13 protein-coding genes are annotated in these 12,348 nt (G+C 58.2%); 2 read left to right on the top strand and 11 right to left on the bottom strand.

What is annotated here, in order from left to right; genetic code table 11:
• Positions 1 to 18 precede the first annotated feature (18 nt).
• Together ACWGXF_RS18110 and ACWGXF_RS18105 are read left to right on the top strand one after the other, a co-directional pair.
• Entirely contained in the window at positions 19 to 612 is a 594-nt protein-coding gene (locus tag ACWGXF_RS18110; protein WP_256628981.1) for a phosphatidylglycerophosphatase A family protein, read from the top strand.
• 23 nt (positions 613 to 635) lie between these two features.
• Positions 636 to 1,178, top strand: coding sequence for a CinA family protein (locus ACWGXF_RS18105; RefSeq protein WP_256628982.1), 543 nt, complete (start codon positions 636 to 638; stop codon positions 1,176 to 1,178).
• On the opposite strand, the gene ACWGXF_RS18100 is transcribed toward ACWGXF_RS18105, so the two are convergent.
• The 11 genes from ACWGXF_RS18100 to ACWGXF_RS18050 are packed head-to-tail and all read right to left on the bottom strand — an operon-like array spanning position 1,111 to position 12,333.
• A complete protein-coding gene (locus tag ACWGXF_RS18100; protein ID WP_452102229.1) occupies positions 1,111 to 2,685 on the bottom strand; it encodes a pilus assembly protein TadG-related protein in 1,575 nt (524 codons plus the stop codon). The two genes, ACWGXF_RS18105 and ACWGXF_RS18100, sit on opposite strands and share 68 nt — an antisense overlap.
• Before the next feature lie 21 nt (positions 2,686 to 2,706).
• A complete protein-coding gene (locus tag ACWGXF_RS18095; RefSeq protein WP_087864275.1) occupies positions 2,707 to 3,132 on the bottom strand; it encodes a DUF3613 domain-containing protein in 426 nt (141 codons plus the stop codon).
• 17 nt (positions 3,133 to 3,149) lie between these two features.
• On the bottom strand, positions 3,150 to 4,787 hold the full coding sequence (locus tag ACWGXF_RS18090) for a tetratricopeptide repeat protein (protein ID WP_452102228.1): 1,638 nt from the start codon (positions 4,785 to 4,787) through the stop codon (positions 3,150 to 3,152).
• On the bottom strand, positions 4,784 to 5,737 hold the full coding sequence (locus tag ACWGXF_RS18085; RefSeq protein ID WP_256628989.1) for a type II secretion system F family protein: 954 nt from the start codon (positions 5,735 to 5,737) through the stop codon (positions 4,784 to 4,786). The genes ACWGXF_RS18090 and ACWGXF_RS18085 overlap by 4 nt, the downstream gene beginning before the upstream one ends.
• On the bottom strand, positions 5,737 to 6,312 hold the full coding sequence (locus tag ACWGXF_RS18080; protein ID WP_452102227.1) for a type II secretion system F family protein: 576 nt from the start codon (positions 6,310 to 6,312) through the stop codon (positions 5,737 to 5,739). The genes ACWGXF_RS18085 and ACWGXF_RS18080 overlap by 1 nt, the downstream gene beginning before the upstream one ends.
• A complete protein-coding gene (locus tag ACWGXF_RS18075; protein WP_452102226.1) occupies positions 6,228 to 6,728 on the bottom strand; it encodes a hypothetical protein in 501 nt (166 codons plus the stop codon). The genes ACWGXF_RS18080 and ACWGXF_RS18075 overlap by 85 nt, the downstream gene beginning before the upstream one ends.
• Positions 6,694 to 8,028, bottom strand: a complete 1,335-nt coding sequence (locus ACWGXF_RS18070) for a CpaF family protein (protein ID WP_087864201.1) — start codon at positions 8,026 to 8,028, stop codon at positions 6,694 to 6,696. Before ACWGXF_RS18070 ends, ACWGXF_RS18075 begins: the two co-directional genes overlap by 35 nt.
• Entirely contained in the window at positions 8,025 to 9,362 is a 1,338-nt protein-coding gene (locus ACWGXF_RS18065) for an AAA family ATPase (protein ID WP_256628991.1), read from the bottom strand. The genes ACWGXF_RS18070 and ACWGXF_RS18065 overlap by 4 nt, the downstream gene beginning before the upstream one ends.
• A 28-nt stretch (positions 9,363 to 9,390) precedes the next feature.
• On the bottom strand, positions 9,391 to 10,755 hold the full coding sequence (locus tag ACWGXF_RS18060; protein ID WP_256628992.1) for a type II and III secretion system protein family protein: 1,365 nt from the start codon (positions 10,753 to 10,755) through the stop codon (positions 9,391 to 9,393).
• A 3-nt stretch (positions 10,756 to 10,758) separates the two neighbouring features.
• Positions 10,759 to 11,748 (bottom strand): Flp pilus assembly protein CpaB, encoded by a 990-nt coding sequence (gene cpaB / locus ACWGXF_RS18055; RefSeq protein ID WP_256628994.1) that lies wholly within the window; start codon positions 11,746 to 11,748, stop codon positions 10,759 to 10,761.
• Between the two features lie 48 nt (positions 11,749 to 11,796).
• Positions 11,797 to 12,333, bottom strand: a complete 537-nt coding sequence (locus ACWGXF_RS18050; RefSeq protein WP_054073721.1) for a TadE/TadG family type IV pilus assembly protein — start codon at positions 12,331 to 12,333, stop codon at positions 11,797 to 11,799.
• Between the last annotated feature and the right edge of the window lie 15 nt (positions 12,334 to 12,348).

Here is a 12,348-nt window from a genome sequence, read left to right as displayed (position 1 = left end):
TGCGCTTATCATCACGCCATGACGGATGACTCATCAAACAGCGCTGCAGCACCTGCCGATATTGCGCAAGCAGCTATCAATAACAAAGCACGCCCCGGCATGAATGCGGCGGGAATCGCCCACCCCAGCGTGAAGTTCATGCTGCAACACCCGGCCCATCTGATTGCTCTGGGCTTTGGCTCCGGCCTGCCCCGCGTCGCCCCCGGCACGGTGGGCAGCCTGTGGGCCTGGCTGGCCTATCTGGTGCTGGCACTGTGGCTGAGCCCGGCACAGATCGGCTGGCTGATTGCCGCCAGCATTCCCGTAGGCTGGTGGGCCTGCACCGTCACTGCAAAGCATATGCGCGTGGCCGACCCCGGCCATATCGTCTGGGACGAAGTGGTCGCCATGTGGATTGTTCTGTGGCTGTGCATGCCCATGGGCTTCTGGGGCCAGCTCATCTGCTTTGCGCTGTTCCGCTTTTTTGATGCCGTCAAGCCCCAGCCCGTCAAATGGGCCGACCGCCTGTTCAAAGGCTTCGGCCTGCGCGGCGGCTGGGGAATCATGTGGGATGACCTGGTTGCTGCCTTCTGCACCCTGCTGGTCGTGGCTCTCTGGCGACATTTCTTCTGACTATGCAAGCCATGGAGGAGACGATGAGCACACAAGCAAGCGGCATCGAAGAACTAGTGCGACAACTGGCCGCCAGACTGACTGAAAAAGGCTGGATGCTGGCCACCGCCGAAAGCTGCACCGGCGGCATGATTGCCGCGGCCTGCACCGATCTCGCAGGCTCCAGCCAATGGTTCGAACGTGGTTTCGTGACCTACTCCAACGAGGCCAAGACCGAGATGCTGGGCGTGCCTGCCGAGCTGATCGCAAAGCACGGTGCCGTCAGCGAGGAAGTCGTGCGCGCGATGGCCGAAGGCGCCATCCGTCACTCACGCGCCCAGGTCAGCATTGCCGTGACGGGGGTTGCCGGGCCTGGCGGCGGGTCAGCGGAAAAACCGGTGGGAACGGTTTGGGTGGGGTGGTGTATTGGTGTCCATACAACGGCCCAATGCTTTTTTCTACAAGGTAGCCGAGCCTCAATAAGAAACGCCACTTTGATTAATTCAATTGAATTTTTGATCAAAATACTAAATCAGCCTGATACCTGCAATTTAATTGCACCCCTACATCAACTTTTGAAAGATTGATTCCAAGCATATTCAAAACCGTTCCAACAATCAAATCAAGCAGACTTGTTAATGGCAATAAAATTATACTCAAAACGGGCCCTAAGACTGGAACCTTCAGCACCTCATTGATCAAACTCGAAACAATATTGAAATTAAAATCTATGGTCTTCCAAGAAGGCGGCCGATCCAAGCGAGGAGGATTATCATATTTAATAGTTGTGATTTTCTTCAACTCCAGAGGCACCGTAACATTTATTGGTATCCCCAGAGCTTTCACGCTAAGACCCAATTCAAGCCTCAATAAACCAGAAGATGAATTCACATTTAAATATTTATTATTTGAAGCGCAAGAAAAATCTTCTGATTTAGCACTCCCCTCTCCAACACCAACATTCAAAATAACATCCAAGGATACAAGACCAATATTAATACCAGTTATTATTTTTAAATCTATCTGTGAAGTTTTTGCTTCAACAACATCAACCGCAGGATTTCCCACAGCCGTTTGCGGTGGCTCAATAATCTTTGTTTTTACATTTACTTTTGCAAGGCCCACATCAATACCAATGTTGGCTGCAGCAGCATTTTTGCTATTAGCAAGCATTACCAACGCACTAGTAAAGTCCAACACATTAAGACTCGTCTTCAATGCTGCATCACTCAGCCCAGCCCCCAAATTCAGCAACCTTTCGAGCCTCACTGCAACAGGATTTGCATTAACTGCAACCAACAGCCTGCTCAAAATATCAATTTGAGCAGATGCAGTAGCCCCCTGTTGCTGTAGCAAGTCAATCATTGTGCCCAATAGATCACCCACACCAATATCAGTATTCAAAAGTTTTTGATAGTCTCCCAATTTTAAATTTAGCTTTGTAGAAAGCAAATCTAAATAGCGAAGTAAATCCATATCAGAATTAGCTAACCCTCTCCATCCCACCGCATCAATTTTTATAGAGCTTCCAAGCAAGCCATTAATCAGCGGCTCCAAAATAGATTCATCAGTATTTAAGCTCAGTAGTGTGGAGCGAACAGTAATTTTGACCAACGGAGGGGTCTGCCGTGCAATCGCAGCAGCCTTAACATTTCTTGCAGAAATATTTGATGAATAGAATACAAAGAAAAATGGAACATTTCTTTCCAAGAGGACTTTGCACGCATTAGCATCTTTTGAATTTTTATCTGTGCCGATAAATCCATCACTGCTGCTGCTCACAGCACTAGGGGCCCATTTCCCAACAATTGCAGAAAATGGCTCTCCTGCCAGGATGCCATTAGAAGCCGCATTCACTCGTGCAGCAGCGCTACCACTTGAGTCACAGAAGGTAGAAAGAGGTCCACTCGCCCCCGCCAACGCGGCCAGATCCGCAATCTTCTGCAATTCCCGCTTTTGCCAGAACACATTGCCGATATCGATGGTTGCCAGGCAGATCACGGCAATCATCAGCCAGAGCGCCCCCAGCGTCGCCACGGAGCCCGATTGGCGACGAGCGCGAACACGGCTCAAGTCTTTGGCAAAAGACTGCATGCAGAGAACCTCTCTGACCGCTTAGCGGCTACCACCTGTCTTGCTGCCCACCTGTGTTTCCGTGCTTTCCGGGATCTTGTGGGTAAAGCTCTCCAGATAGCGCAGGTAGCTGCGCTGGGCCACATCGCTTGTCACGGGATAGGCATTGCGCGATGCGTACTGGCCACTGGCCTGCAGCGCCAGCAGATAGCTGGTGGCATCGCCCACACGGTTGCTTGCGGGCGGCGTCAGGGAAGCATTGCCGGGAGCCGGTGTCTGGGTTACCGCAGCCTGTGCAGTTGCAGCAGGCGTAACGGCCGCACTTCGTGGGGCACTCATATTGCTCACGCCCGTGCCGATGCCTGTATTGCTGCCGGCCTGCGCCATGGCAGCCGAGGCCATGCCCAATGCCATCAATGCCAGGGTGAATGCGCGGGCCCGTTGGGTGAATGCTGTCTGCGTATTCATGGGGACTCCTTGAAGGTTCAGGGCCAAGCACGCTCGGGCGCACTCTTCTTGGCAGAAGCTGCAGGCTTGCTGCCGACATCTTCATCGGGGGTCTCGAAAAACAAGCCGCCCGCCGCCGCTCGCTGAGGCAGCATGGCTTGCACGGCCTGTTTGCCACCAGATTCACCGCTCTGACGCACTGCGACAGGGTTTGCTGCGGCCATCACCACTACAGCGTCTGGCAACGCTCTTACCGGACGAGCAGGCTGACGCGAGATGACGGACTGCGACGCTGGCTCAGCGCGCGGATCCAGTGCTGGCTGCGCCTGCTGCAGTTTGGCGGGCATCGCCTCGGTAAGCAGAGGCTGTGCTGACTTGGGCGTCTCCTGCGGTGGCGCAGCTTTCGCTATCGATACAGGAGCTTTCTGCGATTTATCCATGGTCACTTCAGGCTGCTTCGACTCTGAAACCATTTCCAATGGAGCGGCAGCCGCTACATCAACAGGAGCAGCTATTGTCTGCACAGGCACAGGCGGCACGTAGGCATAGGTTTGCGGAGCTGCCGGCATCAATTGCCTCGCCCCTTGACCGGGGTGACGCGGCCGTCCTGCATCAAAGCTGCCGCCAGAGACCATCCACTGACCACCGCTGAGCCCCCGCTCCACATTCCGCGCCATCATGGGCGCAGCTGCGGGCAGCGGCAACGGGGACTGGGACGTTTGAGCAGGAGGCTGCACAGACTCCGCTGCCTTGACTACCGCCACCGGAGCCTTTGCGGCTTCAGGCTCCGGTGCGGGCTTTTTTGCGGCGGGCACCTCCTGCACTGCAGCAGGCTCCGGTACTTCGGCGGATTTCCCGGAGCTGGCCACGGCCTGGGGCGCGGTCTTCACTTCCGGACGGGAGAGGTTGACGACCTTGCCGGTCGCAGCTGCGGCAGGCTTTGCTGCGGCCAGGCTTGCAGTCCTCAACCACTCCCCGGCCTGCTCCTTGACCAGTTGCTGGGTCTGTGCGTCCAGCTTGCGCTGGCGCATGAATTCCTCGGCCTGTGCGCCCTGGCCGCTGACCATCATGAACAGACTCAGATTGACATTGGCCTGAGCGTCCTCGGGGTTGAGCTGCGCCGCTTGCATCAGGGGAATGCGCGCTGCATTCAGATCACGCGCACGCAGATAGGCATAGCCCAGATCGGTCAACAGGCGCGAATCCACGGGATTGCTCATGCGCGCCTGCTCCATCTGCAGAGCGGCACTGCGAAAGTCGCCCTGCTCTGCGGCCACACGGCCCAGGCCGTAGCGTGCGGCTCCGTCCTTGGCGCTGCCCAGCAGGCCCTGGTAAATGGGGATGGCCGCACTGAGCTGCCCCACCTGACGCAATGCATCGGCGCGCAACAGCCGCGAATCGCTGGAAGCGCCCCACTGCTTGTCCAGCGCATCCAGGTGCGCAATGGAGGCATACCAGAGCGACTTGGACTGCATCTGCTTGACCAGAGCGAGGTAAGTGTCCTGCGTGTCGACCACCGCCTCCTTCTCCAGCGGTCTGTCTGCTGCGGCCTTGGCTGCGGGTGACAACACGGGCTGGTTCTGCCCCAGCAGATTACCCATGCTGGAGCAGCCCGACAGCAGGGCCATGGTTGCAGCGGCCAATGGCAGCATCAGATATCGACTTTCTTTTTTCATTTCGTCATCCCTCCCAGCGCCCGAATCACGGCAAGGAACCCCGGTCCGGCTGTAATGATGATCAGGGCCGGAAGCAGCGTCACCACCATGACGGCAGTCATCTTGACCGAGATCTTTCCTATCAACTCCTTCATCTTGGCCTTGCGCTGCTCACGCAGACGTTCGCCAAAAATGCGCAGCGGCTCCTGCACGGCTCCGCCGTATCTGTCGATCTGAATCATCAGCGATGTCAGGTTGGCCAGGTTGTCGTTCTGATAAACCTCGCTCATGCGAGCAAAGGAACGCTCACGCGTGCTGCCCCGGCTGTACTGCTGGTTGGCCAGCTGTATCTCTCGCGAAAGCACGGGCATGACATTGCCAAAGTCAGAGCCTATGACCTGCAGAGTCTGGTCCAGACTCATGCCCGTGCCTTGCAGCAAGCCCAGCAAATCGACGAGCAAAGGCAGCTCGCGGGCGACGCTAGCCCTGCGGCGGCGAGCCACGCTGCGCAGCACCCATTTGGGAAGCAGAAAGCCTATGGTGAACGCTGCAAACAGGTAGAGCAGAAATTGCTTGCTGCCCGAGAAAACAAAGGCAGCAAGCAGTACAAGCAATACAGAGACCACGCAGCGCGCTATCAGGTATTGCAGCTGCGCGCGAGTCGACCCCCAGCCGCATTTGCTCAGCAAAATGCGGTCTTCCTGTGCAACCAGCGCCTTCCCAAACGAGGTATTGAGCCAGTGCGCAGGCAGGTCGCCATCGCCATTGAGCGAGCGCAGCAGATCTACAGGCCTGGCAGGCGTAGCAGCCTCATTCGCCGCAGCCGCGCCGCTGCGGCTCAGTGCATCCCGCACCACCTGACTGCTGCGTTCGCGTCGCTGATGTGCATAGGCAATCAAAGCCGCCCCGATCAGCGCCGCCAAGGCCAGAAATGCCACGCTCAGCATCAGCAAAAGACGGGATGTCTCCATCAATCTGCCCCCTCATCGAGCTTGGCCATACGGTAGAGCAGCAGCACACCAAAGACCTGCAAAGCAGCTGCCGCCCAGATGATGTTGCGGCCACTGGCGTCATTCCACATCTTCAAAAAATAGCTCGCATTGAAGGAAATGATCAGACAGCACACGGCCACCGGCAGCAGGCTCAACACCCAGGCGGACAGACGCGTTTCGGCCGTCATGGCAGAGAGATCCTGCTCGGCCTGTTCGCGGTCGCGCATGAAATTGGCCACACGTTCCAGCAGCAGATCGACCCGCCCCCCATAACGCACGCTGATGCGCAGAATAGCTGCCAGCAAATGCAACTCGTCCAGCCTGGTCTGCCTCGCTACATGGGCCACCGCATTTTCCAGATCCATGCCCGCGCGGGCCAGACTGGCGGCTTTTTCCATGACCGACTGCAACGGGTCTTTGGTGCTGGCTGCAGCCATCTGGAACGCTGCCTGAACGGAGTTGCCAATGGTCACCAGGCGCACCGTGTTGTCGAGAAAACCGGGCAGCTGCTGCGTGAGCCTGGTGCGGAACTTCTGTGCCCGCGTGTAAAGCAAAAAGAAGAAGCCAATTCCCAGCACCACCAGCGCCGCACTACCAGCCAGCCAGCCGCAAAGCCAACGATCAGAAACGCCGCGACAATCAAGGCCAGACCGCCATAGAAAATTCCTGCACCGACCGTCCCCAACAAAATGGCGGGAACCGGCCAGCCTGTTCTTTTCTCGTTGCCCAGTAAGGCATCCGCCGCCGAGCCATCAAAAGCCGATGCCGCTGCATCCTTTGTAGCAAACCCGGCCGCAGCGGCTGCGCTTTTTTCCAGGCTCTGCTCCAGATGCCTGGTCATACGGTGCGTCCTCTGCTGCCGGCTGACAAGCATCCACAGCGCAATCGCGGCAGCCGCAATCAGCAGCGCCAGACTCAGGAGCAAAAACGCATTGCTAGCCATGGCGCAGTCCCGCATGGTTTGCGCCATTGCCTCCGGCGTGCTGCAGCACCGCGCGATAGCGCGCCAGCTTGGGCGTATGCGGCACCATGCCCAGCGTGCTCCATCGCTCCAGATCCTCTCCATCATTCTGGGGCAGCAGCTCGTGGCGATAGAGCTCCTGCGTGGCAATCACGCTATCGATGATGCCTGTGACTTCGGTGATCGACGTGATGCGCCGCTTGCCATTGGGCAGGCGGCTGATCTGCACGATGAAATCGAGCGCATTGGCAATCTGGCGGCGCAGGCTGACCTCGCTGCCCTGAAAGCCCGCAAAGCCGGCAAGCATCTCCATGCGATGCAGACACTCGCGCGGAGAGCTGGCGTGGATAGTGGCCATGGAGCCATCATGACCGGTGTTCATGGCCTGGAGCATCTCCAGCACTTCCGCGCCGCGCACCTCACCCACCACAATGCGATCCGGGCGCATGCGCAAGCTGTTGCGCAGCAGATCCCGAATGGAAACCACTCCCGCGCCTTCAAAACCACCGGGACGGCTTTCCATGCGCACCACATGAGGGTGAGGCAGCGTCAGCTCGGCCGTATCTTCAATCGTCACCACCCGCTCATTGCCGGGGATAAAGCCCGCAATCGCATTGAGCATGGAGGTCTTGCCGCAACTGGTGCCGCCGCTGATAAGAATATTGCAGCGCTCACGCACCGCCAGCTCGAGTAAGCGGGCCATGCCTTCGTCCATGGTGCCGAAATCGACCAGATCCTGAACCCGCAGCGGATCATTGCGAAACTTGCGTATCGACACCGCCGGCCCGTCCAGCGACAACGGCTCTATCACCACATTGATACGCCCTCCATCCGGCAAGCGCGCATCGACCATGGGCGTGGATTCATCGAGGCGGCGCCCCAGCGGTGAGATGATGCGGCGCACGATGCGCAGCACATGAGCGTTGTCGGTGAAATGCAAGGCCTCCTGCTGCAAAATTCCCTTGCGCGAAACGAATACGCGCTGATAACCGTTGATCAGAATGTCCTCGACCTCCGGGTCGGCCATCAAGTCGTCAAGCGGCCCCAGCCCCGACAGCTCCTTGTTCAGAGCCTGCGCAATCCATTGCACCTCCTCGTCATTGACGGGAAACCGCTGCTGACGCACAAACTGCTCCAGTTCCTGGTGTACAAACTGGCGCACACGACTGGTTGACCATTTGGCAAACACCGCGCCCAGCTCCTCCACACGCGTCAGCAAATGCTCGTGTGCGACGTTCTTGATCAGCAGCAGTTGCTTCGAGTCCGAAAAATGACTGCTTTTTTCGGCGAAAACAATGTCCATGCTCATTCGCCTCTCCTCAATCGCTTGGCCCATTGCCCCAGAACGCCCGACGTTGGCGCCGCGACCTTGTCGGCCGCAACCGCTCCGCTGAGCAATGCTCTGGCCATGCTTCTGACGCAAGTCACATAGGGATCACCGCGCAGCGACTGCGACAACAACTGTCCACAGCTGGCGGCATTCAGCAAAACCGTGGACCGGTCCGGAACCACATGCAACAACTCCAGACCAAGGCGCTGCGCGACCTCTTTGGCGGGCAGGCCGGCTTGCGCATTGAAGCGGTTGAGCACCAGCTTGAGCGTGCTGCGATTCACGCCCTTGGCATCAAGCTCCTTGAGCATCTGTGCCGTAGACACAATGCCTCCCAGCGACTGGTCACAAACCACCCAGCCCTGTCCGCTCTCGCGCAGCAAAGGCGCCAGAAAATCAGCCTGCACCATGCCGCCCAGATCAATCACCTGCACCCCAAGCAAGCTCTTGAGCGTGTTGACTACGCCCGCTGCAGCCGCAGGGCTGACTTCGCGCAGCATGCCCAGATCGGAAGGCCAGGCCAGAGTCACAGTGCCCGTAGAGTGCTTGGCAAAGGCCGATTCGATCAATGTCGCGTCCAGGCGGCGCGTATTCTGAACCGCGTCCACAAAACTGAAGTCACCAGCGATGCCCAGATACAGCAAGCCATCGCGTGCAGGCAAGCCCAGATCCAGCAATACCGCATGTGCAGATTCATCCAGCGGCAACTGACTTGCGCCAAAAGGCCTGGCAAGCTGTTTCTTGTTCTTGGCGCCTCTCACGTCATAGGCATGCATCTCCTGGAACATCACGGCCAGATGCGTTGCCAGCGTAGTCACCCCCATCCCTACACGCGCTCCCAGCAAAGGCAGGGAGAAACCTTTGGTTTCCGGCTCCAGCGCCACAGCCGCAGGCAGCTGACTGCGTGCATGCATCTGATGCCTGATGGCCGTATTGGCCTCGCCTTCGGACGCATCCCAGTCAATGAATTCAGCCACGCCACAGCGCAGGGCCGCACGCATGGAAGCGGGCTCCGCAGCAGAGCCGGACCCCATGATCACCACCCCGGGGAAGCTGGCGCGCAGATCGCCGACCAGGACGATGGCAGCCTCCGTCATGGGAGCCGAGAAATCCACCACCACCACGCCAAGCCCAGGCGCCGAAATTGCAGTGTGAAGCGCAGCCAGATCGCCTGCCACCGGTATCACTTCAGCATCGCTACCCAGAACACTCGCCAGCCAGAAAGCGTGCGATGTCGACTGGGTTACCAGCACCACTCGTGCATTGCCGCTCACCGCCCCAGGCTGCGCGGTATTGAGCTGGGATGAGTCCATGCGCATATTCATGCCTCTACCCGGACACTCAGCGCGAGAAGCCTGGCGCCACACTGGACGACAGACCACCCGCCATCCATGGCCCCCATACCGCAGGATCACGCTGCTCGGTGCGCCCGGGCAGCAGCGGCTCCACATTCACATCGCGAGCCAGCGGCTTGACGAGGCGCGGAGTCACCACAATCGCCAGCTCGCTCTCCTTTTGCTGAAACTCCTGACGCTTGAACAGCACACCCAGAATAGGGATATCGCCCAGCAAAGGCACTTTGTCGGTACCTGATGCAGTGTTGCGGCTGACCAGTCCGCCAATCACAAAACTCTCGCCATCCCCCAGTTCCACCGTCGTGTCGGCACGACGGGTGGTAATGGACGGAACAGTCGCGCTATTCAGAACAATGGTGTTGGCATAGTCCAGCTCGCTGGCCTCAGGCGCCACCTTGAGCACGATGCGATCGTTGGACAGCACCGTGGGAGAGACCGTCAAGCCAATGCCGTAAGGCTTGTACTGAATGGCCACCATGCCCGTGCCCGCTGGCACGGGAACCGGCACTTCCCCGCCCGACAAGAAATTGGCACTCTGACCCGACAGAGCCACCAGCGTTGGAGCGGCCAGTACTCGCGCCAAATTGTTGCCTTCAAGCATGCCGATATTGACGCCAATTCCGGCCTTATCGAACTGCATCAGCAAGTTGAAGGCCTGGGTCAAAGGGTTTGCTACCGTGCCTGTGGTGGAGCTTCCGCCGCCAGTTCCATAGGATCCGCGTCCAAAAATGCCAAAGCTGAAACCCGAGCTGTTGGGCGCCGTGCTGAACAGGTTGAGACCCACCTTCTTCATCTGGGTCTTGTTGAACTCGACCACCTTGACATCGACCTGCACCACATTGCTTTTGAGCTGGACGCTGGAGAGATCGACGGTCTTGACCTTGTCGGCGGACTGCGCATTCGCCAGTTCGCCGGCAAATTGCTGCTCTATCAGGCTGGAGGCCTTGGCCGTGCGCAATTCCACCCGCTGCTGCACATTGAGCATATAGGTCTGCGCCTGCGCTTCACCGCGCGGCCAGACCATGAACGATGTACTGCCGGGCTTGAGCGGGCTCAGCAGAATCTTGGCGGCAGCCCCCTTGCCTGCACGCTTGATATGCACCGCCGCAATCGTGTCGTCACCGATTGCAATGCGCTCCACTCCGCCGGGCAGGTTCAACTCATGCTGAGCGCCCATGACCAGCTTGATTTCCCTGGCTGCTGTGGCTTGCTGTGCTCTGCTTTCGCCCGCATTGGGCACTTGCTGCGCAAGGGCCGGGACAGTGACAACACTCAAGGACAGGCCGCAGAGCAGATACAGCGGCTTCAGCGAAAAGGTGCGGGATGCGATTGAAACAGTCTTGTTGTTCATAGATCAATACCGCACGGTTTGGGAGTTGGCGCCACGCACGAATTCAACGGGCAGGGAAGAGTCTGCGGAAGCGGTACGTGTGCGCGGCACTGCTGGCTTGGCAACCCCGGCTGTCATGGGCTTGGCCGCATTCATGCGCGCTGCCGAAGTGCCTGCAGACCCTGCCAGGCTGCTCATGGCCACACCCGCCTGCGCTGCATCAGCACCTTCCAGCGGCGTTGCAACAGCTCCTTTGGTCATGGCCACAGTCAGCACACCGGGCAGCGGCGCAAACTTTTCCATATCCGGCTCTGTCATATCCGTCGGATTGCGCAGTGCGAGTACCAAGCTACCGTTAGAGCCTCCCAAGGCCAGTTGACTCACCTCTGCCACAGGTACTGCAAGCACTGCAGTGCGGGCGTTGTCGGGGCCATTGGCCTGCTTGCCTTCTGCTTTCTCAGCCGTAGTCAGTGCATCCACTGACGCCGCGCCATAGGCCAGCACACGCTTGCGCGAGAGCAGCAAGCGCGCCTGGCTCTGGTCGATTTCATTGCCATCGCGGCGCAGTACAAAGAAGACATCGACAAAGTCCCCTGGGCGTATGCGATTGCCGGCGCCAATGCTTTCATCTACCTTGACGGCGACGGCACGCTCACCTTCTGCAACCTTGAGGGCAAGGCCCGTCACCATCTGCCCTTGGAGTACAGGCGCACCCTTGGGAATGTCCACCGCGGGAACGGAGCCAATAGCAGCCTGAATCTCGCCAAAAGCACCATCGGGCTTGACGGGCAACTGCGTGAGCTGCAGATCCTCGGCCTTGAGTGTCTGACCCGCTGGAATAGCCTGTGCAGCCACCACCACGCTCATGCCGGCATTGGGTTTGCTGTCGCTGACGGATGCTTGATCCTGAGGGGCCGGAGCCTGCGGAGCCCTGGCGAGCATCCATCCATAAACGCCCAGAGCCAATGCCGCTGCCAGCAAAACCCCGACCGCGATCTTTGCGACATTCACCATAGATTCCCCTCTTCTTACTTTGCCTCAAAGAGCAAGGCTTTATCGTTTTCAGTCAATCAAGCTAATTTGTGCGACCGCTTGCCCCTGCAAAAGATTTGGAGTGGGTAGACCCAGAAAAGGTCCAAACAGCTTCGGAATCAGCGGAGCAGAGGCGTAGTTGTAATTCACCTGCATGGTCACGCAGTTCACCTGACTGGTATTGCTGCTAGCTGTGAAGGACGCAGATCCGGTACCACACAGACCAGAGGTGGCATACAAGCCCGCTGCATTGCTGAGACCTGAGCCACAGGTCGCAGAGCCAAGGCCTGCACCGATTTGTGAAAGCCAATCAGTCGCTATAGCCGCACTAGCGCAGGCCGCAGCAAGACGATCCAGCAACTGCTTCTCCTTAGTCGCCGAACTGCCAGAGGACGGTGCTGGATAGCGCACTGCGGCTCTTGCCCCTTCGGCGGCAGCCAAAGTCAGAGTCTGCTGTGCCGCAAAGATCAGGCCATAGGTGATGATGGCGTAGAAAATCAGAAAGAAAATGGGAAAGAGAATGGCAAATTCAATTGCGGCTGCACCTTGCTGCTTTTTGAGTTGCATAATCCCCTCTTTTCT

It is taken from the genome of Comamonas sp. HJ-2, assembly GCF_053615495.1.
This window is presented reverse-complemented; position numbering and strand designations above follow the sequence as displayed.

What these genes read in the sequence shown, in the direction of transcription:
- ACWGXF_RS18110 (WP_256628981.1), top strand. Translation starts at nt 19, where the DNA reads ATGACGGATGACTCATCAAACAGCGCTGCAGCACCTGCCGATATTGCG.
- ACWGXF_RS18085 (WP_256628989.1), bottom strand. Translation starts at nt 5,737, where the DNA reads ATGGAGACATCCCGTCTTTTGCTGATGCTGAGCGTGGCATTTCTGGCC.
- ACWGXF_RS18100 (WP_452102229.1), bottom strand. Translation starts at nt 2,685, where the DNA reads ATGCAGTCTTTTGCCAAAGACTTGAGCCGTGTTCGCGCTCGTCGCCAA.
- ACWGXF_RS18070 (WP_087864201.1), bottom strand. Translation starts at nt 8,028, where the DNA reads ATGAGCATGGACATTGTTTTCGCCGAAAAAAGCAGTCATTTTTCGGAC.
- ACWGXF_RS18095 (WP_087864275.1), bottom strand. Translation starts at nt 3,132, where the DNA reads ATGAATACGCAGACAGCATTCACCCAACGGGCCCGCGCATTCACCCTG.
- ACWGXF_RS18060 (WP_256628992.1), bottom strand. Translation starts at nt 10,755, where the DNA reads ATGAACAACAAGACTGTTTCAATCGCATCCCGCACCTTTTCGCTGAAG.
- cpaB (WP_256628994.1), bottom strand. Translation starts at nt 11,748, where the DNA reads ATGGTGAATGTCGCAAAGATCGCGGTCGGGGTTTTGCTGGCAGCGGCA.
- ACWGXF_RS18075 (WP_452102226.1), bottom strand. Translation starts at nt 6,728, where the DNA reads ATGGCGCAAACCATGCGGGACTGCGCCATGGCTAGCAATGCGTTTTTG.
- ACWGXF_RS18105 (WP_256628982.1), top strand. Translation starts at nt 636, where the DNA reads ATGAGCACACAAGCAAGCGGCATCGAAGAACTAGTGCGACAACTGGCC.
- ACWGXF_RS18050 (WP_054073721.1), bottom strand. Translation starts at nt 12,333, where the DNA reads ATGCAACTCAAAAAGCAGCAAGGTGCAGCCGCAATTGAATTTGCCATT.
- ACWGXF_RS18090 (WP_452102228.1), bottom strand. Translation starts at nt 4,787, where the DNA reads ATGAAAAAAGAAAGTCGATATCTGATGCTGCCATTGGCCGCTGCAACC.
- ACWGXF_RS18065 (WP_256628991.1), bottom strand. Translation starts at nt 9,362, where the DNA reads ATGGACTCATCCCAGCTCAATACCGCGCAGCCTGGGGCGGTGAGCGGC.